This window comes from Psychromarinibacter sp. S121, assembly GCF_049801035.1.
Classification (GTDB): domain Bacteria; phylum Pseudomonadota; class Alphaproteobacteria; order Rhodobacterales; family Rhodobacteraceae; genus Psychromarinibacter.
This window is the reverse complement of the sequence record NZ_JBNAGE010000001.1, coordinates 647,623-666,666: the sequence shown is the minus strand read 5'-3', so window position 1 is coordinate 666,666 and position 19,044 is coordinate 647,623. Positions and strand designations below refer to the sequence as shown.

At 66.6% G+C, this 19,044-nt stretch carries 17 protein-coding genes; 1 reads left to right on the top strand and 16 read right to left on the bottom strand.

Going from position 1 to position 19,044, the window contains the following annotated elements; translation table 11 throughout:
* Positions 1-52: 52 nt before the first annotated feature.
* From ACP156_RS03285 to ACP156_RS03210, 16 genes are all read right to left on the bottom strand, one after another.
* Positions 53-469, bottom strand: a complete 417-nt coding sequence (locus tag ACP156_RS03285) for a DUF3830 family protein (protein ID WP_425049860.1) — start codon at positions 467-469, stop codon at positions 53-55.
* A 16-nt stretch (positions 470-485) separates the two neighbouring features.
* The gene (locus tag ACP156_RS03280) at positions 486-3,335 is read right to left on the bottom strand and encodes an FAD-dependent oxidoreductase (RefSeq protein ID WP_425049859.1); all 2,850 of its coding nucleotides are present in this window, start codon (positions 3,333-3,335) and stop codon (positions 486-488) included.
* 4 nt (positions 3,336-3,339) lie between these two features.
* On the bottom strand, positions 3,340-4,236 hold the full coding sequence (locus ACP156_RS03275) for a dihydrodipicolinate synthase family protein (protein ID WP_425049858.1): 897 nt from the start codon (positions 4,234-4,236) through the stop codon (positions 3,340-3,342).
* Positions 4,233-5,261 carry a phosphotriesterase family protein gene (locus ACP156_RS03270; protein WP_425049857.1) on the bottom strand — a complete coding sequence of 343 codons (1,029 nt, stop codon included), beginning with the start codon at positions 5,259-5,261 and terminating at the stop codon, positions 4,233-4,235. The genes ACP156_RS03275 and ACP156_RS03270 overlap by 4 nt, the downstream gene beginning before the upstream one ends.
* 9 nt (positions 5,262-5,270) lie before the next feature.
* Complete coding sequence (locus ACP156_RS03265; protein ID WP_425049856.1) at positions 5,271-6,083, bottom strand: amino acid ABC transporter ATP-binding protein; 813 nt, start codon at positions 6,081-6,083, stop codon at positions 5,271-5,273.
* Positions 6,084-6,106: 23 nt separating this feature from the next.
* A complete protein-coding gene (locus ACP156_RS03260; RefSeq protein WP_425049855.1) occupies positions 6,107-6,838 on the bottom strand; it encodes an amino acid ABC transporter permease in 732 nt (243 codons plus the stop codon).
* A 68-nt stretch (positions 6,839-6,906) separates the two neighbouring features.
* Positions 6,907-7,752 (bottom strand): ABC transporter substrate-binding protein, encoded by an 846-nt coding sequence (locus ACP156_RS03255; protein WP_425049854.1) that lies wholly within the window; start codon positions 7,750-7,752, stop codon positions 6,907-6,909.
* A 55-nt stretch (positions 7,753-7,807) separates the two neighbouring features.
* On the bottom strand, positions 7,808-9,109 hold the full coding sequence (locus tag ACP156_RS03250; RefSeq protein WP_425049853.1) for a M20 family metallopeptidase: 1,302 nt from the start codon (positions 9,107-9,109) through the stop codon (positions 7,808-7,810).
* 193 nt (positions 9,110-9,302) lie between these two features.
* A complete protein-coding gene (locus ACP156_RS03245; RefSeq protein ID WP_425049852.1) occupies positions 9,303-9,983 on the bottom strand; it encodes a GntR family transcriptional regulator in 681 nt (226 codons plus the stop codon).
* Positions 9,984-10,231: 248 nt separating this feature from the next.
* Positions 10,232-11,209 carry a TRAP transporter substrate-binding protein DctP gene (gene dctP, locus ACP156_RS03240; protein ID WP_425049851.1) on the bottom strand — a complete coding sequence of 326 codons (978 nt, stop codon included), beginning with the start codon at positions 11,207-11,209 and terminating at the stop codon, positions 10,232-10,234.
* A 21-nt stretch (positions 11,210-11,230) separates the two neighbouring features.
* Positions 11,231-12,115, bottom strand: coding sequence for an SMP-30/gluconolactonase/LRE family protein (locus ACP156_RS03235; protein ID WP_425049850.1), 885 nt, complete (start codon positions 12,113-12,115; stop codon positions 11,231-11,233).
* Between the two features lie 70 nt (positions 12,116-12,185).
* On the bottom strand, positions 12,186-13,481 hold the full coding sequence (locus tag ACP156_RS03230) for a TRAP transporter large permease (protein ID WP_425049849.1): 1,296 nt from the start codon (positions 13,479-13,481) through the stop codon (positions 12,186-12,188).
* Positions 13,474-13,995 carry a TRAP transporter small permease gene (locus tag ACP156_RS03225; RefSeq protein ID WP_425049848.1) on the bottom strand — a complete coding sequence of 174 codons (522 nt, stop codon included), beginning with the start codon at positions 13,993-13,995 and terminating at the stop codon, positions 13,474-13,476. Before ACP156_RS03225 ends, ACP156_RS03230 begins: the two co-directional genes overlap by 8 nt.
* Before the next feature lie 61 nt (positions 13,996-14,056).
* Complete coding sequence (gene dctP, locus ACP156_RS03220) at positions 14,057-15,046, bottom strand: TRAP transporter substrate-binding protein DctP (RefSeq protein WP_425049847.1); 990 nt, start codon at positions 15,044-15,046, stop codon at positions 14,057-14,059.
* A gap of 76 nt (positions 15,047-15,122) precedes the next feature.
* Positions 15,123-16,106 (bottom strand): TRAP transporter substrate-binding protein DctP, encoded by a 984-nt coding sequence (dctP, locus tag ACP156_RS03215; protein ID WP_425049846.1) that lies wholly within the window; start codon positions 16,104-16,106, stop codon positions 15,123-15,125.
* A gap of 46 nt (positions 16,107-16,152) precedes the next feature.
* On the bottom strand, positions 16,153-17,031 hold the full coding sequence (locus ACP156_RS03210) for a shikimate dehydrogenase (protein ID WP_425049845.1): 879 nt from the start codon (positions 17,029-17,031) through the stop codon (positions 16,153-16,155).
* 208 nt (positions 17,032-17,239) lie between these two features.
* Between ACP156_RS03210 and ACP156_RS03205 the strand changes: the two genes are divergently transcribed.
* Entirely contained in the window at positions 17,240-18,886 is a 1,647-nt protein-coding gene (locus ACP156_RS03205) for an alpha/beta hydrolase fold domain-containing protein (RefSeq protein WP_425049844.1), read from the top strand.
* Positions 18,887-19,044 lie beyond the last annotated feature (158 nt).

Sequence of the window (19,044 nt, the reverse complement as noted above, 5' to 3'; positions counted from 1 at the left end):
GGCCCTTCGCGCTCGGATTGGCGGAGAGGCCGAAACCGGCGGTGCAGTTGCGTCAGTCAGCCAGTTCGAAGTGGATGTCCTGCGCGCCTTCCCACAGCACGAGGTTGCCCAGCTTCATCAGGTTCTCGTGCCCGCTGGTCAGCGTGATGAAATGGTTGCCGGCCAGCTGGCCCATCTTCGACGAGAAATCCACGCCGCCGTAGGCCAGAAGGATCTCGGTTTCCGAGATGCCGCCCGGATACAGGATGATGTGGCCCGGCGCGGGGTGCGAGGTGTGGTTCTCGTACTCGACGCCGAAGTCGTGGTCGCCCAGCGGGATCCAGACGCCCTCGCCCGACCAGCGGACGTGAACGATCTGGCTTTGGTACGGCAGCACCTTGCGGAAGGCGGCGCAGGTCTTGGGCGCGGCCTCTTCTTCGAGCTTTGCGTCGAAGGTGTAGGGTCCGGCTTTGATCACGAGTTTGGTCATTGGGTTTTCCTTGTCGTCAGAAACGGTCGAAGTCGAAGGGGGCAAGGTCCTGACGGACCCGCCCATGAAGCGCGAGCGCCGCCGCCTCCCGGCCCATCAGGGGGCCCAGCGTATAGCCGTTCGCGGTGGCGGCCACCGTCACGCCCGGCACGCCGGGCAAGGCGCCCAGCAGCGGGGCGCCGTCGATGTCGATGTTCATCGCGGCCCAGCTGCGCAGCACCCGCAGACCGCCCACCGCGGGGACGCTGCGGGCCGCGACCCACAGGTTGCCTTCAAGGCTGTCGGGCAGAACCTGCGGCTGGCCTGTCGGGCCGGTCTTCGCGGTCCACGCGCCGCCGATCAGCACGGTGCCGGCAGAGGTCTGTTTCATGGTCAGGTGCCGGTCGGCATGGGCCAGCAGGCAGGGCAGAACCGGTGCGGTGCGTTCGGTGACGACCATCTGCAAAGGTGCGCCCTTGACCGGGATCGTCGCGCCCAGCATCCGCCCGAGTTCCGCCGACCAGCCCCCGGCGGCCAGCAACACGCGCTTTGCATGAACCACGCCCCGCGCCGTGCGCAGGCTATAGCCGTCGGCGGTCCGCGCGATGGCGGTGACGCCCGCCTGTTCCTCGAACCGGGCGCCCGCGGCGCGGGCGGCGGCGATCAGCGCGTTCGACGCGGCAAGCGGGTTGATCTTGCCCTCGCCCGGACACCACGCGGCGGCCAGCATGCGATCGGACACGTGCGGTGCGATCTGGCGCAGGCGGTCGGGGCCGATCACCTCGGTCTGCACGCCGACGGTCGCCTCGGACGCGGCCTTTTGCTCAAGGAACGGGATCTGCGCCTCGGATTCCGCGACCATCAGGCCGCCGGTGACCGCCATCTCGAAATCCGCGCCCAGGTCGCGTTCCAGCGCGCCCCACAACGCGATGGATTCCTGCTGAAGCGGCAGCGTCTGAAGTTGCAGCCCGCCGCCGCCCACGGCCTTGCTGCCGAAGTCCCATGACAGAAGCTGCAGATGCAGGCTGCCAGCGTTGCCGCCCGAGGCTTCGGCGTTCAGGCGGCCCCGGTCCAGCACGGCCACCGATGCGCCTTCGCGCGCCGCGAACAGTGCGGCGGAGATCCCCGTCACGCCGCCGCCGACAATGGCGAGGTCCACGGTGATTTCGCCGAAGTCCCCGATGTCTTTCGCGGACGGACGGGCGGACGGGCTGCTTTCGCGGTGGCCGCCCCATTCCGGTTTCTCGATGGTCAGCGCGGCGACGGGCACCGGTTTGACCGGGATCTGCGACGCCAGAAGCGTTTCCGGCGCGACGTCGCGGCCCGCCTGTTCCAGCAACCGCTGCGCGGCGGGCACGCAGTACCGCCCCTGACAGCGGCCCATGCCAAGCCGCGTGGCCCGCTTGATCGCGCCGGGATCGGTGGCGCCGGCGGCGATGGCGTCGCGCACTGCCCTGGCCGAGACGGCCTCGCACCGGCAGACGGTCACCTCGTCCGGCACCGGGTCGCGCGGCGGAACGTCGAACAACGTCCACAGCGCCGATTGGAACCGGCGGGCGCGGCACATTCGGCGGCCATAGGACGGGTCGGCGGCAAGGTCCTGCCCAAGGTACCGCGCCACCCCATGCGCGGCGAGCGCGCCCTGCGCCTCGGCGACGCGGGCGCCGCCCATGCTGCCAGCATCCCCGGCGACCCAAAGCCCCGGAACCGCGGTGGCGCCGTCATCCTCGCGGACGACCGAGGGCAGCCGGGTGCGGCTGTCGAGCCTCAACGGCGCGCCCAGCAGGCGGGCGATTTCCAGCTGCGGCGCGAAGCCTTCGCCAATGCAGATCGCATCGGCGGCGATGTTCTCGGTCTTGCCGCTGGCGATGTGGCGAATGACGGCTCCGGTGGCGGCGGTGTCACCGGTGATTGCGGCGATCTCCCACCCTGCGCGCAGCGGCACGCCCGCCCGCCGCATCGCAAGGCGATAGCGCAGACCGTCCAGCGCCAGCCCCGGCGCGGCAACGGCGGACCGGATCAAGGCGCCCCGATCCGTCAGCGCGGCGCGCTCCAGAACAGCTTGAACTTTGCCACCGAGCGCATTGATCTCATAGGCCAATTGCCACCCCAACGGCCCGTTTCCGGCGATCAGGATGCGCTGGCCAGGCACAAGGCCATAGCGCCGCGCCAGCGTCTGCGCCGAGCCGATGCTTTGCACGCCGGGCAGCGTCCAGCCGGGCACCATCGCGGGCACCTCGTAGGCGCCGGTCGCAAGGACGACGGACCGCGCCGAGACGGACAGGCCGCCATCTCGCCCAAGAGATTTCAGGTCGAAGCACCCCGCCTCGTTCGCCCGCGCGAACCAGACGGTCTGACCGCTTTCGATCCGCACCCCGGCCTCGGTCGCCGCCCTGCGGCGCGCGTCCCCCTCGCGGTGCTGCGCATCCGCGTCCGCGCCGCCCCGGAACCCGGAACTGCGCGGTTTGTAATACTGCCCGCCGGCGTCAGAGCGCTCGTCCAGCACCAGCACGCCCAGCCCCGCCCGCGCCAGCCGCGTGGCGGCGGCCAGCCCGGCAGGCCCGGCGCCCAGCACAGCGGCGTCCACCGTCTGCTGTTCCACCTCAACCGGCGCGCCCTCGGTCGCGGCGGGGGGCGTGGTGCGGTCGTCCTGCGCCTCGATCTCCATCCCGTCGCGCAGCGCGGTCATGCAGGCCAGTTGACCCGTTTGACCGTCGACCTTGACCGAGCAGTCCTGACACACGCCCATGCCGCAGAACGGCCCGCGCGGCTGGCCGATGCAGCCGCTGCCAAAGCGTGTGACCTGCGCAGCCGAAAGGGCGGCCGCGATGCTGTCGCCCGGCCGCCCTGTCAGCTGTTCTCCGTTCCAGCGAAACCGCAACGTCATCGGGTCAGGCCCGCTCCTCCTGCATCAGGCCCACGGCCCGCATCGCATCGTGCAGGATGGGCATCTCGCTTGCCGGCAGCGGCAGCCTTGGTGCGCGCGGATTGCCGGTGTCCATCCCCATCAGCTTCAAAGCCGCCTTGGTCGCCGAGACATAGCGATGTCCGCCAACCAGCCGGATCATCGGAAGGATCTCGTGATACAGCGCCCGGGCGGCGTCGTAATCCTGCTTGTCCGCCGTCAGGGTGAACAAGTCCGCGCATTGCTTCGGCAGCACGTTCGACGCCACGGCCACCCAGCCCACGGCCCCGTTCACGAAGCTTTCAAAGCCCATGATACCGCCGAACACGGTCATCCGGTCGCCGCACATGTCGATGATGTCGCGGACGCGGGTGACGTCCATCGTCGACTCCTTGATGTAGTCGACGCCGTCGATCTCGGATAGCCGCGCCACGATGGGCGGCGTCAGGTCGACGTTCGAGGTGGCCGGGTTGTTGTAGATCATGATCGGCAGGTTGGTAGAGGCCGCGATGCGTTCGTAGTGCCGGTACAGTTCGTCCTCGGTCGGGGTCGAGTAGAACGGCGGGATGATCAGCATGCCCTGCGCACCGACGTCGGCGGCCATGCGGCAGTTCTCGATCACGTCCTCGGTCCGCTCGGCCCCGGCGCCGATCAGCACCGGCACCCGGCCCGCGGTGGTGTCGACCACGCAGCGCGCGACCGCCTCGCGCTCCTTGGTGGTCAGCGACAGGAATTCGCCGGTCGAACCCAGCGGCATAAGCCCATGGATTCCCTCTTCGATCTGCCAGTTGGTATAGCGCGCCATCGCGCCGGGATCGAACGCGCCCGCATCGTCATAAGCGGTGACCATCACGGAATAGGTGCCACGAAACTTTGCCGTCATGGTGCGGTCTCCTTCAAGGTAAGCAATCGAACCGGGGTGTCCCGGAGCAGCGCGCCGATCAGGTCGGCGCCGAAATCCAGCCGCCGCATCAGCGCGCGGACGTTGCGCAGGATGTGGCCATAGCCATGGCCGCCCCAGCGCCGCAGGCGAGTCTTGGTGCAGATGTCGTGCGACACCAGAATGCGGTCGCCGAACCCCTGCGCGGCGAAGTCCCGGATCAGCCGCAGACGGCCAAGGTCGGTAGGCAGTTCCACCGCGTCGGTCATCCAGTAATGCGACTGCTCGATGCCGAAGAAATCCCATTCCACATTCGCGCCGCGTTCCAGCAAAGGCCCGATACCCGTCCCGTCGGGATGCGTCCGGTCCATGTGGCACAGCACGACCCGCGACAGGTCGGCGCCATTGGCGGCGAGGATGTCCAGGATCTGCCCGCAGGCGGTCTCATGCCGTCCCGGATGCACGCTGATCGCGGCGCCGGTGCGGCGCTGCGCCTCGGCAGACGCCTCCAGCGCGCGGATCTCGGATGGCGCCAGCGGCCACGAACAGCCGATCTCGCCGATCAGGCCCGCCCGGATCCCGGTGCCGTCGGCGCCGTCGGTTAGCTCGGACACGAACCTGTCGGCAAGCGCACCGGAAGGCATCGCCCGGATCTTGTCGGTCATGTAGGCGTCGACATAAGTCCCCGCCGCCGCGACCACGTGCACACCGCTGGCGCGCGATGCGGCGGCCAGGCCCTCGACATCGCGAGCAAGGCCGAACACGCTTTGGTCCACGATCAGCGACCCGCCGTCCTGCGCATATGCGGCAAGCTCGGATGCCGCCACATCCCGGTCGGTCTGCAACGCGTTCTGCGCCGCCTCGTTCGAGCGATAGTCGATCTGCCAGCGGTCCTCGGTCCCGATGGGCGCGTGCCGGTCGCCGGTCAGTCCCGGCGGTACGATGTCGAACAGCACGTGCTCGTGGAACATCACCTGCCCCACGTCATCCGGCGACACGTCGCCCAGCACCGTTCGGATTGCAGACACCGCGCCGTCCTACAGGATCTTCGACAAGAAGAGCCGCGTGTGCTCGCTTTTCGGGTTGGTGAAGAACTCTTCGGGCGGCGCTTCTTCCACGATCTCGCCGCCATGCATCAACAGCACCCGGTCGGCGGCGGCGCGGGCGAAGCCCATTTCGTGCGTAACGACGATCATCGTCATCCCCTGCCGCGACAGGTCGGTCATCACGTCCAGCACTTCCGAGATCATCTCGGGGTCCAGCGCCGAGGTCGGTTCGTCGAACAGCATCACCTTGGGCCGCATCGCCAGAGCACGGGCGATTGCGACGCGCTGCTGCTGGCCGCCCGACAGCTGCGCGGGATAGGCATCCGCCTTGTCCGGAAGCCCGACACGGGCAAGCAGTTCGCGGGCGTGGGCCTCGGCCTTCGCCGGGGACTCGCCCATGATCTTCACGGGCGACAGGGTGATGTTCTTCAGAACCGACAGGTGCGGGAACAGGTTGAAGGACTGGAAGACCATGCCCATCTCGCGGCGCTGCCGCGCCACCTTGCCATCGCCCAGCGGGATCAGCTTGCCGCCGGTGTCCTGACGATAGCCCATAAGGTTGCCGCAAGCGGTGATCGAGCCGCCGTCGATGGTCTCGAGATGGTCGATACAGCGCAGAAGCGTCGACTTGCCCGACCCCGACCGGCCCGCGATCACCACGACCTCGCCGGTGCGGACGGTCAGGCTGACGTCGCGCAAGACGTGGTTCGAGCCGAAGGCCTTCTGTACGTTCTGGATCACCACAATCGGCGGGCCGAGGTCGCGGGGCTTGCCCGCCACGCGCGGAAGGTCGGTGTCTGTCATGCTATCCATCGTCATTGCCCGCCTCAGACCTGCGCCGCCGCGTCGCCCGTCACCGGGCGCTCGGGTTTCTTGCCGTCCTCGTCGGACAGCGGGCCGAAGGGCCGGTCGTAATGCGCTTCCAGCCGCTTCTGGATCTCGCCCCAGACGGTCGTCATCAACAGGTACCAGCAGGCCGCGCCAAGGTAGGCTTCAAGCACGCGGAATTCGAACTGCGCCAACTGCTGCGTGCGGCGGAACAGCTCTTCCATCGAGATGACCGAGGCGATCGAGGTGGTCTTGATCATCAGGGTGAACTGGTTGCCCAGCGGCGGGATGATGATCCGCGTCGCCTGCGGCAGGATCACATAGCGCATCCGCTGCGGCCAGGTCATGCCAAGCGCGAGGCTGGCGTCGGTCTGGCCCTTGTTCACCGACAGGATGCCCGACCGGACGATCTCGGCGAAATAGGCGGCCTCATGCAGCGACAGCGCAAGGATCGCGCTGGAGATCACGCCCAGCTTCAGCCCGAACAGCGGCAGGACCGTGTAAATGATCACCATCTGGACCAGCAGCGGCGTTCCGCGCCAGACCCAGATGAACAGGTTCGCGAACTGACGCGGCGCCCAGTAGCGCGACATCTTCATGAAAGCGACAACGACACCCAGCGTGCAGCCCAGCAGCATCGCCACGCAGGCCAGCCACAGCGTCGTCCAAACCCCTGTCAGCATGTACTCGCCGAACAGGAACCGAAAGAAGTGTTCCCAGCTGAATTCCATCGCGCGCTTTCCCTGTCAGTGAAGTCGCCGGCCGGAAGAGCATCGCCTTCCGGCCGGACCGATCCGGCTTATTCGCCAGTATAGAAGTAGGTGAACTCACCCGGCCACTGGGGCCAGACGTCGATCAGCGTGGCGCCCGAAGCGTTCATGTATTCCTGATAGACGCCCTCTTCGCTCATGTCGTTCAGGACATCGGCGACAGCCTGCGCGAGGGTCGGCTCGTCAAAGGCGAAGGCGGACGGAGTGCCGGGGTAAAGGCCGGTCACCGCCATCGTGAAGCGGCCCTTTTCCTGATAGTAGGTGCCGGTCGCATCGCCGATGAAGATCGCCTCGATCTGGCCGCTGCCAAGGGCAAGGAACACTTCGCCGTAGGTGTTGAACACGCGGATATCCATCGGCTCAAGACCGGCGGCAACCTGTTCGTCGTTGATCTCGTTGATCTTCTTCTCTTCGAAACCGGCGATCTCGACGCCGACGACGCGGCCCGCAAGATCCTCGGGCTTCTCGATGCCCAGCGGGTTGCCGTCCGCCGCGACCAGCGCCAGCGCGTTGATGCGGTACGGCACCAGCTGCATGATGCCGGCGCGTTCTTCGGTGAAGTACAGGCCGGTGTTGATCATGTCCCAGCGGTCGGCGGCAAGGCCGGGGATCTGAACCGCGAAGTCCACGTTCATGTAGACCGGCTCGAGGCACAGGCGCTTGGCGATCTCGTCGCCCAGTTCACGGTGCAGACCGGCGATCTCGCCGTTCTCGTCGATGTACTGCGCCGGCGGGATGCTGGCGTTGATCGACATGGTCAGCTTGCCGGGTTCGATGGTCGGCAGGTCGGCCGGGCAGTCCTGCGCCGAGGCGGCGGCAGCCGAGAGGCCAAGCGCTGCGGCAAGGGTCAGTCGGAAGGTCTTGGTCAGGGTCATCACGGGATCCTCTGTTGGGGTTGGTTCCGGCCGCTTTCCGGCCTTGTCGTGTTGGTTATTCGGGTGTTTTCCACGCGCCGCCGCACCAGTCGGCGACGATGCGGGCGGTCACATCGACCATGCGAAGGAAGTCGGCTTCGTCGACCCATTCGTCATGGCGGTCGTTCTGGCTGAGATCGCCGCTAAGGCAGCCCAGCCCGACGCAGGGAATGCCCGCCTCGACCGCCGGGTTGCGGATGTCGGACGAGGTGTGCATCGCGTTCACGAACGGCGCCTCGCCGGTCACCGCGCTGACGGCGCCTGCGGCGGTCACGTAAAGCGGGTGGTCGTCGGGCACTTCGGCGCCGGTGACGCCGGTGATCCATTCGACCACGGGCGGGTTGTCCTTCAGCCACGGATCGGCGGCGGCGGCCTTCGCGACGGCGGCCTCGATCTCGGCCTGAACCTCGCGATAGGTCTGGGACGGCGGGAACGAGACGGCGCCGCCCATCACGCAGGTCTCGACGATCCGGCCGAACTTGCGCAACTCGCCGCATTGCATGCGCGAGATGTGCAGGTTGGTGGCGCGGCCCACGACGGCCTCGATCAGCGGATGGCGGACCCGCTCTGCCCGCTCAGCAGCCAGCGCCATCAGCGCATCGCGAAGCAGGATCGCCTTGTCGATCGGGTTTTCGGCAAGGTGCGAGAACGCCGTGTGCCCCGGCTCGGTCGTGTCGGGCTGGCGGCCCTTCACGGTGACGGTGAATTCCAGATGCCCCGAGGCCAGCGCCTTGATCTCGCGCATGCCCTCGCCCGATTCCGCCGGGTGCAGATACAGCGCCGCGTCGGCGGTCAGCCCGTCATGCAGCAAGGCCGCGACGCCCCGCGCATAGCGCTTGCTGGGCGTCGACGCGAAAACCGCCCGCCCCAACGGCTTGCCCGACGCGGCCGCCTTCTCGATGGCCAGCACGGCGGCGGCGCAGCCTGCAAGGTCGTCGGCGATGCCCCATCCATAGATGCGCCCGCCATCGACCTCGCCTGCGAAGGGATCATGCGTCCATGTATCGTTTCCCGCGACAGGCTCGCCGTCCGGATGCGCGAACATCAGAAGGCTGGGCAGGCTGTCGTCGCCGGGCAAGGTGCCCACAACGGCGGTGCGGTGCGTTTCGTTGCGTGCGCCGTCCTGTGCGAATTCGCCGATCACGGGAACCGCGCCCGGGTCATAGTCATGCGTGGTGACGCTGCATCCGGCCGCGGCCAGCCGGTCCGCGATGACCTTCTGCACCTGCGCCTCGCCGCCAGCCTGCGCCGCGATCAATTCCTGCAGGAAGGCAATCGCCGTCCCCGCGTCCGCAACCTGCGCTGTTCCTTCCGGCACCCGAACCCCCTGTCCATTTCGGACACTGTTTGTATACAATTTATGATGAACGGTACACGACGGGAATGCAATAAGCTTGTTAGGTTCGGGAAGGCCAAAGCCAAAGACGCGCGCAATCCGCACCGAATGCCGGCTGTTTCGACCGATTATTGAGCGTTTCGAAAAGCTTGCCGGGACAGGATGTGTGTGCCGGTCAGGACACCGCTTCGATGGCGAACTGGAACAGCGACCGGATATGAGTCGCAACCGCCTTGCGCGCCGCCGAGGCATTGCGCGACTCGATGGCGTCGAGAATCGCCTCGTGTTGCCGGCTGTCGGGTTCGAGCCGTTCCGAAAGCCGGTCGATCTCGAACATCTTGGTGCTGGCGCGCAGGCCAAGGATCACGTCGGCCATGACCTGATTGCCGCAGTTGTTGATGAACAGGCCGTGCACCTCGTCGTCGGACCGCCAGTGCGCCAGCATGTCATAGGGGCGCTTCGCCTCGACCGCCTTCAACGTCTCGCGCGCCTTCTGGATGTCTTCCGGCTTCACCCGGTCCACCGACAGGGCCGCCGCCTCGGCCTCCAGCAACTCGCGGGTCTTCAGGCTTTGCAGGTACTCGCGCAGCTCGACCTTGCGCACCTGAAACGAGCGGTTGGCCGACTTCACCAGCACGCCCTCGGCCTCCAGCCGCTGCAGCGCCTGCCGAAGCGGCGTGCGGGAAATCCCGAGGTGATTGGCGATCTGCTGCTCGACGATCACGCTGCCCGCGGCCAGCTGCCGCTGCTCGATCATGGTCGAGATGTTCTCGTATGCCCTGCCGGACAGGGTGCCGCGCTTCGGTTGCAGGATCTCGTCGGACTGGTCCTCGATCGATGGCGTCGGGTTGGTCATGGCTTCACTCACTGGCTTCTGGCCGTCCGGCGGCACGGCGCGACCCATACCCGGCCCGCGGTGCGCAGAATACACGCTGCCGCCTCATAGTGTACCGAATGGCCGCGACTGTATACCGCGCGACCGCGACATGCGGCAAAGGTGTGCACCTGGCGGCACACTCCTGCCAAGTGTCAGGCGGCTTCCACTCCCCCAAACGAAAACGGCCGGGCGCGGGGCCCGGCCGGTGGCGTTCGTGAAGCGCCGGGTCAGAGCGCGTTGATTGCGTCCAGCATGCCCTCGGGCCAGGATTCGGACAGCGGCGAGTCGAGGTACTGCTCTTGCGCGTAGCCCTGGAACGCCTCGACGTCGGGGGTGTAGACCTTCAGGCCCTCGCCCTCGAAGAACTCGATCAGTTCCGCTTCCTCGGCGAGGTACTGCTCGTCCGACCACGCGGTCGCCTTGTCGGCGGCAGCCTTCATCGCGTCCTGCTGTTCCGGCGTCAGGCTGTCCCAAAGCTGCGAGGACACCAGCAGCATGCCGAAGCCCACGTTGTGCGAGGTCAGGACGATCTGGTCGGTCACCTCGTAGAACTTCATCGCGCGGTCGTTCGGCAGCGGGTTGTCCTGCCCGTCGACGACGCCCGACTGCAACGCGGTGTACAGCTCGGTATAGGGGATCGGCACCGGGTTTGCGCCCAGCGCCTTGCCGAGGAACTGCCAGCTTTCGCCGCCCGGCATCCGCAGCTTCACGCCCGCCATGTCCTCGGGGGTCATGATCTCGGCGTCACCCTTCAGGTTCACCTGACGGGTGCCGTAGTAGAAGGTGCCGAGGATCTCGACCTTCAGCTTCTCGCGCGCGATCTCGCGCAGCTGGTCGCCCACGGCCGAGTCGAAGATCGCCTTCAGATGCGCCTGGTCGCGGACCACGTAGGCCGCGCCGAGGATGTCGAATTCCGGCGCCTGCTGGGCAAGGTCCGAAGGCGGCAGGCCGGCCATGTTGATGTTGCCGCGCTGCAGGCCGACCAGTTCGGTGCCCTGCTTCATCAGCGTGGCGCTGAAATAGGGCTGGAAGTCGAAGTCGTCGCCAAGCTCGGTGGCGAAGATCTCGACCATCGCCTTGGAGCGCGGCACTTCCGGCGGGTTCACGTCGGAGAAGATCAGCTCAACCGACTGCGCCTGCGCGGCCGCGCCGAGGGTTGCGACCGCAAGCGCGGCGGTCAGGGTTTTAAGCTTCGTATGGATCATGTCATCCTCCCGTTGAGAGCTTCAGATTGCGAACAGGTTTTCCGGCACGCCCTGCCCCGCGCCCTCGATGGCGAAGACGGAACCGGCAAGCGGTTCGGCGTCCAGCTGTTCGGGCGACAGGAACTTGAAGGCGGTTGTGACGAAAAGCGTCTTGAGGTCCGGCCCGCCGAAACACAGGCAGGTCGGATTGGTGGCGGGCAGCGCGATCTCGCGGTCGATGCGGCCGTCGGGGGCATAGCGCACCACCTTGCCGCCCGCGAAGAAGGCGTGCCACAGGCAGCCGTCCACGTCGATGCAGGCGCCGTCCGGGCGGTCCCCGGTGGCAGAGTAGTCGGCGAAGACCTCGCGCCCCGTGATCTCGGCTCCGGTCTCGTCCAGCGACAGGCGATAGGTGATGTGGCGGCGGGTGTCGGTGAAGAACATGCTGCGCCCGTCCGGGGCGAACGCGATGCCGTTCGACACGATCACGTCGTCCAGCATTCGCGTCATCGTGCCGTCCGGGTCGACGCGGTACAGCGCGCCCAGCCCGTCCTTCAGCCCGTTGTCCATCGTGCCGATCCACAGCCGCCCCTGCGCGTCCACCCGGCCATCGTTCAGCCGCGTGGCGGGCATCGTCTCGTCCGGGGTCGTGGCGAAGGGCGCAGCGATACCCGCCTCGGGGTCAAGCACCAGCAGGTCCAGATCCCGCGCGATGAGGTGGCCGCCCGATCGGGTCAGCGCCTGCGAGCCGAGGTAGGTGCCCGGCTGTTTCAGCGCCGTCGTCCCGCCGGTCGACGGATCGAGCGTCCAGAAGGTCGGCCGCTCGATGTCGATCCATGTCAGCCGCGCGCGGCGCGCGTCCCACAGGGGCGTCTCGCCAAGCTGGGCGGCGACCCGCTGGACGCATTCGACGGTGGGCTTCAGCATCGCGCCACCTCGGGCCCGGACAGGACCGGCAGGCAGCGCACCCGGCGGGGACAGGAAGGACCGGACCGGGTCATCCCTTGTACCCCAGCAGGCGCGGCAGCCACAGCACGAAGTCAGGCACGTAGGTGATGATCAGCAGCGCCACGATCAGCGCCAGCAGGAACGGCCACAGGTCGCGGATCACCCGCCCGATGGGCTGCTTTGTGATCGACGACACGATGAACAGCAACAGCCCGTAGGGCGGCGTCACCAGACCCAGCATCGCGTTCACCACGCAGATCACCCCGAAATGCACGAGGTCCACGCCCAGCGCCTGCGCGGTGGGGATGAAGATCGGCACGATGATCAGCAGGATGGCACCGGACTCCAGGATGCAGCCCAGCACGAGGAACAGGATGTTGATCGCCAGCAGGAAGGTGACCTTGGACAGCTCGTACTGACCAAGGAACGCCGCAAGCGCGTCCGGCACGTTCTCGCGCGTGACGACGTACTGGAAGGTCAGCGCGCCCGCGATCAGGATACCGACCGTGGCGGTGGACCGGGCCGAGGCCAGCAGCGTCTGATAGAACTGCCCCGCCGTGACCGACCGGTAGAAGATCACCGAGATCGCCAGCGCATAGAAAGCGGCGACGGCGGCGGCCTCGGTCGGTGTCATTACACCGCCGTAGATGCCGCCCAGCAGGATCACCGGCAGCATCAGCGCCGGGAAGGCGCGGAAGGTGACCATCGGCATGTCGCGCAGCGGGATCTTCTCGTCCGTCTCGAAGCCGCGGCGGTGCGCGATGACCATGTTCATGATCATCAGCACCACACCCATCAGCAGCCCCGGCGCCATGCCGGCGGCGAACAGGTAGCCGACCGACTGGTCCGAGACGAGCGCGTACAGCACCATCGGGATCGAGGGCGGGATGATCGGGCCGATGGTGGCCGAGGCGGCGGTGATCGCAGCGGCGTAGGACGGCGTGTATTTTCCGTCCTTGGTCATCATGTTGATGATGATCTTGCCCATGCCCACCGCGTCGGCCACGGCCGAGCCGGACATGCCCGAGAAGATCAGCGAGGACACGACGTTGACGTGCCCCAGCCCGCCCTTGAAGCGGCCGACAAGCGCCTGCGAAAAGCGCAGCAGACGGTCCGCCAGCGAGCCGATGTTCATGATGTCGGCGGCAAGGATGAACAGCGGGATCGCCAGCAGCGTGTAGCTGTTGAACAAGCCCTGCAGCAGCGTCTCGGACGCGATGGAGGGGTCGAAACCCTTCATCATCAGGTACACGGACGAGCCGCAGATCATGGCAAGGCCCATCGAGAGCCCGCCGAAGGCGAGGAACGCGATCAGTACGATCGCGACGGTAAACGGATCAGTCATAGTCGTGGGTTTCCGCCGATTTGGGCGTGTCGAAAGCCGGGTCAGAGCCGGTGATGCCGCGCCAGATGCTGATGAAGCACCGGATGATCACGGACATGGCGAAGGGGATGTAGATCGCGAAGACATAGTCGAAGCGGATCTTCATGTAGGCGGTGCTCTCGATCGCCATGAACGAGATGTAGTCCCACACGTAGGGCAACGTCCAAATGAAGATCCCGGCGCAGATGCCGCCGGTCACGATGTCAAGAACCCGCCGCGCCCAGCGCGGCAGCAGCGCGTACAGGATGTCCAGCCGGATCACGTCCGCCTCGCGCACCACGAAGGCATAGCCGAACAGGATACCCCACAGCCACGCGATCGAGACGAACTCGACCGTCCAGCCCAGCGGCAGGTTCAGCACGTAGCGGAACACGATCTGGATCAGGAAGCTGACGAACAGCGCGCCCAGGATCAGGGCCAGGAAGTTCTCGGCCCGGTGTCCGAGCCACGTTATCGGTTTTCGCAGGCGGTCCATTCTGCCCTCGGTTCAAGTGTTGACGGAGCCCGGCGCATCGCGCGCCGGACCCCTTCCTGCCTCAAAGCTCGTTGATTTTCTCAAGCAGCCCCTCGGGCCAGTCCTCGGCGAATTTCGAGGCCTTGTAGACGCCCAGAACATGATCGCGGAACGCGGCGGTGTCGGGCGCATAGACCTTCAGCCCCTCGCCCTCGAAGAACGACACCAGATCGTTCTCCTGCCCGATCACGTACTCGGCCATGTCGTTTTCGAACTGGTCGGCGCAGGCCTGCAGCGTCTCTTGCTGCTCGGGCGTCAGGCTGTCCCACTTCGACTGCGACACGGCGAAGACGTTGTTCGACATGCGGTGGCCGGTCAGGATGATCTGGTCCGTCACCTCGTAGAACTTCATCGACTTGTCGGTGGGCAGCGGGTTGTCCTGCCCGTCGATCGCGCCGGTTTGCAGCGCGGTATAGACCTCGGTGAAGGCCATCGGCGTCGGGTTCGCGCCCAGCGCCTCGCCCAGGAACTGCCAGCCCTCGCCACCGGGCATCCGCAGCTTGATGCCTTCCAGGTCGGCGGGCGTCATCACCTCGCGGTCGCCACGGATGTTGACGTGCCGGGTGCCGATGTAGGGGAAGGCGAGGACCTTGATGTTGGTCTTCTCCTCCATCATCGCGACCAGTTCGTCCAGAACGTCGCTGTCGTAGACCGTGCGCATGTGGTCCACGTCGCGGAACAGGTAGGCGGTGCCGAGGATCGAGGTCTCGGGGACCTGGTTATAGAAATCGAAGATGGCGAGGTTCGCCATGTCGAGGTTGCCGCGCTGCATCGCGGTCAGTTCGGTGCCCTGCTTGACCAGCGTCGCGCCGTGGTAGGGCTCGAAGGCGAAGGCATCGCCAAGGCAGCCTGCAAAACCCTCGTCCAGCACCGCGCTGCGCGGATCGGCGGCGGCCACCGTATCGGAGTAGATCAGCGACGGCGCATCCTGCGCCAGCGCCGCCCCGGCGGTCAGGCTGACGGTCAGCGCCAGCGCCGTTCCGCTGGCCAGGTGTTTCATCGTCTTCGTCATCTTTTTCGTTCCTCCCGTGTTTTTCGTTCCGCCGCGCCGACCCTCCTCCGGGCCCGCGCGGCGGTCTTGTCTTGCGTCAGAGATCGTTGATGGCTTCCAGCACGCCCTCGGGCCAGTCGGCCGAGAACTTGGAGTTCTTGAAGACCTCAAGAACGTGGGTGCGGAACGCATCCTTGTTCGGCTCGTAGACTTTCAGCCCCTCGCCCTCGAAGAAGGCGACCAGCTCGCTTTCCTGCTTGATCGTGTCGGCGTCCATCGCGTCCTGGAACACGCGCGCGCATTCCTCGACCTTGGCCTGCTGATCGGCGCTCAGGCTGTCCCACTTCGACGCCGACATCGAGAAGACGTTGTTGGCGATCAGGTGGCCGGTCAGGATGATCTGGTCGGTGACCTCATAGAACTTCATCTGCTTGTCCGCCGGAAGCGGGTTGTCCTGCCCGTCGACGGCGCCGGTCTGCAGCGCGGTGTAGACTTCGGTGAAGGCCAGCGGCGTCGGGTTGGCGCCCAGCGCCTCGCCCACGAACTGCCAGCCCTCGCCGCCCGGCATCCGCAGCTTCACGCCCTCCAGATCGGCGGGGGTCATGACCTCCTTGTCGCCACGGATGTTGACGTGGCGGGTGCCGATATAGGGCCATGCAAGGATCTTCAGGCCGGTCGCCTCTTCCATCTTGGCGATCAGTCCGTCCAGCACGTCGCTGTCGAAGGTGGCGCGCATATGCTCGTAGTCGCGCCACAGGTAGGCGGTGCCGAGGATCGAGGTCTCGGGCACCTGGTTGTAGAAATCGAAGATGGCGAGGTTCGCCATGTCGAGGTTGCCGCGCTGCATGGCGGTCAGCTCGGTGCCCTGCTTGAACAGGGTGGCGCCGAAGTAGGGCTTGAACTCGAAACCGTCGCCCAGACAACCGGCGAAATCCTGTTTCAGAATGCCGCTGCGGCGGTCGGTTTCCTGCACGGTGTCGGAATAGATTAGCTCGACCGTTTCCTGCGCCTGCGTGGCTCCGGCAAGGCCGATGGTGGCCAGCACCGCCGCGCTTACGGTGGTCTTCATCCAGTGTTTCATGCGTTCCTCCCTATGACGCATTGGTTCCGTACGAGGGCGGGTGCCCTCAGCTGAACGAGTCGAACGCCTCCCGCATCCGCTCGATGTCCGGTTTCCGGCCTGTGAAAAGCTCGTAGGCCCGGACGGCCTGAAACAACGCCATCCCCGAGCCGGGCAGCACGGCGCAGCCCTTGGCCCGCGCGGCGGCGAGCAACTCGGTTTCAAGCGGGAAATAGACGATGTCGGCGACCCACTGGCCGGGACGCAGCGCATCGGCGGGCAGCGGAATGCCGGGCAGCTTTTCCATGCCGACCGGGGTCGCGTTGACGATGCCCTGCACCTCGGCGGCGGCGGCCACCGCATCCTCGGCCACGATGGCGCGGCCGGGGCCGTAATGTTCGGTCAAAAGCGCAACAAGCTCGGCGGCCAGCCCCGGCGTCACATCGCGCACCAGCAGACGGCCGACGCCCTCGTCCAGCAGCGCATGCGCGACGGCACCCCCTGCCCCGCCCGCGCCCAGCAGCAGCGCGGCCTCTTTCGGCGCGCCAGGCAGGCCACGGCGCAGGCTTTCGGCAAAGCCCCAGTGATCCGTGTTGTCGCCGATGCGTTTGCCGTCCCGGAACAGCACCGTGTTCACCGCACCCACGTTGCGGGCCGCGTCGGACAACTCGTCCATCAGCGGCAGCACCTGCTTCTTGTAGGGGTACGTGACGTTAAGCCCCGTGAACCCCTCTGCCTCAAGCGCATCCAGCATCGCGGCGGGCTCTTTCGGCAGGGGGCGCACCTGCGTGTCGAGCAACTGGTAATCGAAGTCGATTCCCTGCGCCGCCGCCGAGGCCATGTGCATCCGGGGCGTCCGGGATCCGCCGATGCCGTGACCCAGAAGGCCAACGAACACGGGGTTCGCGGAAATGTCGGCAGCCGATGCGGGCAGCGGTCGTGACACGTTCGGTGATCCTCTCCCTTGGGGTTTCCCCCGGCCCGTTACAGGCCCCTTGACGGCACAATGTTCCAGTTGGTTAATTATGTCAACGAGGTGTTCGTTCCGGTTAAAAGCTGAAAGCCGTTCAGACACCGACCGACACCGGAGGGCGTTTTGGTTCGCGGCGGCAATGCGCTAGAAGTCGCGGACCAGACGAGGGAGAACGGACACCATGGGAGAGACCAACGCCGGAAGCGGCGCGGGTGAACAGGCGCGCGGGGGCTGGAAACAGGACCCCGACGCCGTGCGTGGCAACATCCTGCAGGCGGCGCGCGAAGTGTTCGCCGAACGCGGGCTGTCGGGTACGCGGGTGGACGAGATCGCGGCGCGGACGCGCACGTCCAAGCGTATGATCTACTACTATTTCACCGACAAAGAGACGCTGTACCGCGCGGTGTTGGAAGATGCCTACCTCCGCATGCGCGAGGGAGAGGATGCGCTGGATCTCGGGTCGCTGCATCCGGTCGCGGCGCTGCGGGAACTGGCCGAGTTCACCTTCGAGCACCATCGCCACGCCGAGGACTTCGTGCGGCTGGTGATGATCGAGAACGTCCACGGCGGGCGGCACATGTCCTCGCCCGAGATCCTGTCGGGACAGAACAGCTCGGTCATCCGCCTGCTCGAGGACATCTACCAGCGTGGCGTCGAAGCCGGGCTGTTCAGGCGCGGGCTGACCGCGCTGGAACTGCACTGGCATATCTCGGCCGTGTCCATCTTCAACGTCTCGAACCGCGCGACCTTCTCGCGGATCTTCGGCGACGACCTGTTCACCGAGCGCGGCCAGCACATGCTGCGCCGCCATGTCGGCGACATGATCCTTGGCCTCGTGATGAAGCCCGGACTGTCCGCCGACGCCGATCTGCCCAGAGCCAAGGAGGAGGCACGCATGATCAACCCGGACATTTTCCGGTTCCTCGAGGTATGGGACGCGAAATGGGCCACGTTGGGCCCCGACGCGACCCCCGCCGACCGCCGACTGCACTTCGAGGGGGTCGCGCGCGACATGCGCCTGCCGACTCCGCCCGAGGTGGAGACCGACGAAGAGCACTGGATCGACAGCGACGGCGGGCCGGTGCGCGTGCGCATCTTCCGCCACGCTTCGGGCGGCACACAGCCCGCGCTGATCTACATGCACGGCGGCGGCTGGATGCAGGGCAGCCCGGAAACGCACTGGGACATTACCGCCCGCATCGCGGCGTGGAACCGGCAGACGGTGATCTCGGTCGACTACGCGCTGGCGCCGGAACATCCCTTCCCCGAAGGTTATCTTCAGGTGCTGGCGGTGGCGCGGTGGGCGCAGGCCACGGCCGGTTCTCTGGGCATCGACCCGGCGAAAATCGCCATCGGGGGTGACAGCGCGGGCGGCAACCTTGCCGCCGCCGTGGCGCTGGCCTGCCGAGACGAGGGCGTGCCGCTGTGTGCGCAACTGCTGATCTACCCGGCCTGCGACTTCGACCGCTCGCGTCCTTCCTACGCCGAGAACGCCGAGGGGCCGCTGCTGAAGGTCGCCGGGATGGCGAAGACCAATGCGCTGTACTGCCCGGATGTCGAGCAGCTGAACACCGACCCGCGCATCGCCCCGCTGGCCGCCGAAAGCCATGCGGGTCTGCCGCCGGCCTTCGTCGCCGTGGCGCAGAACGACCCCCTGCGCGACAGCGGCGTGGCTTACGCCGAGGCTTTGAAAGCCGCCGGCGTCGAGGTTACCGAGGATTCGGGCGAGGGCCTGATCCACGGCTACCTGCGCGGAATGGAATACTGTGCCGATTGCGAGACCAAGCTGCGCGCCATGGCGGCCTGGCTGAAGGGCATCTACGGCTAAACATCCGGAAACGCTTATAGAAAGGGCCGCCGACGCTTTCGGCGGCCTTTTTTCATGCCCGTCTGACGGGCCAAGATTCCGGGTTTGCGTCACGCAGGATCCTCCCATAGGAATCAATTATACCCTACGATTCGTAATTCGTAGGACAAAATGGGAGG

Coding starts and splice junctions, on each gene's coding strand:
- ACP156_RS03235 (WP_425049850.1), bottom strand. CDS start 12,115: ATGCTGAAGCCCACCGTCGAATGCGTCCAGCGGGTCGCCGCCCAGCTT.
- dctP (WP_425049846.1), bottom strand. CDS start 16,106: ATGAAACACTGGATGAAGACCACCGTAAGCGCGGCGGTGCTGGCCACC.
- dctP (WP_425049847.1), bottom strand. CDS start 15,046: ATGACGAAGACGATGAAACACCTGGCCAGCGGAACGGCGCTGGCGCTG.
- ACP156_RS03260 (WP_425049855.1), bottom strand. CDS start 6,838: ATGGAATTCAGCTGGGAACACTTCTTTCGGTTCCTGTTCGGCGAGTAC.
- ACP156_RS03225 (WP_425049848.1), bottom strand. CDS start 13,995: ATGGACCGCCTGCGAAAACCGATAACGTGGCTCGGACACCGGGCCGAG.
- ACP156_RS03265 (WP_425049856.1), bottom strand. CDS start 6,083: ATGACAGACACCGACCTTCCGCGCGTGGCGGGCAAGCCCCGCGACCTC.
- ACP156_RS03245 (WP_425049852.1), bottom strand. CDS start 9,983: ATGACCAACCCGACGCCATCGATCGAGGACCAGTCCGACGAGATCCTG.
- ACP156_RS03205 (WP_425049844.1), top strand. CDS start 17,240: ATGGGAGAGACCAACGCCGGAAGCGGCGCGGGTGAACAGGCGCGCGGG.
- ACP156_RS03255 (WP_425049854.1), bottom strand. CDS start 7,752: ATGACCCTGACCAAGACCTTCCGACTGACCCTTGCCGCAGCGCTTGGC.
- ACP156_RS03280 (WP_425049859.1), bottom strand. CDS start 3,335: ATGACGTTGCGGTTTCGCTGGAACGGAGAACAGCTGACAGGGCGGCCG.
- ACP156_RS03285 (WP_425049860.1), bottom strand. CDS start 469: ATGACCAAACTCGTGATCAAAGCCGGACCCTACACCTTCGACGCAAAG.
- dctP (WP_425049851.1), bottom strand. CDS start 11,209: ATGATCCATACGAAGCTTAAAACCCTGACCGCCGCGCTTGCGGTCGCA.
- ACP156_RS03275 (WP_425049858.1), bottom strand. CDS start 4,236: ATGACGGCAAAGTTTCGTGGCACCTATTCCGTGATGGTCACCGCTTAT.
- ACP156_RS03230 (WP_425049849.1), bottom strand. CDS start 13,481: ATGACTGATCCGTTTACCGTCGCGATCGTACTGATCGCGTTCCTCGCC.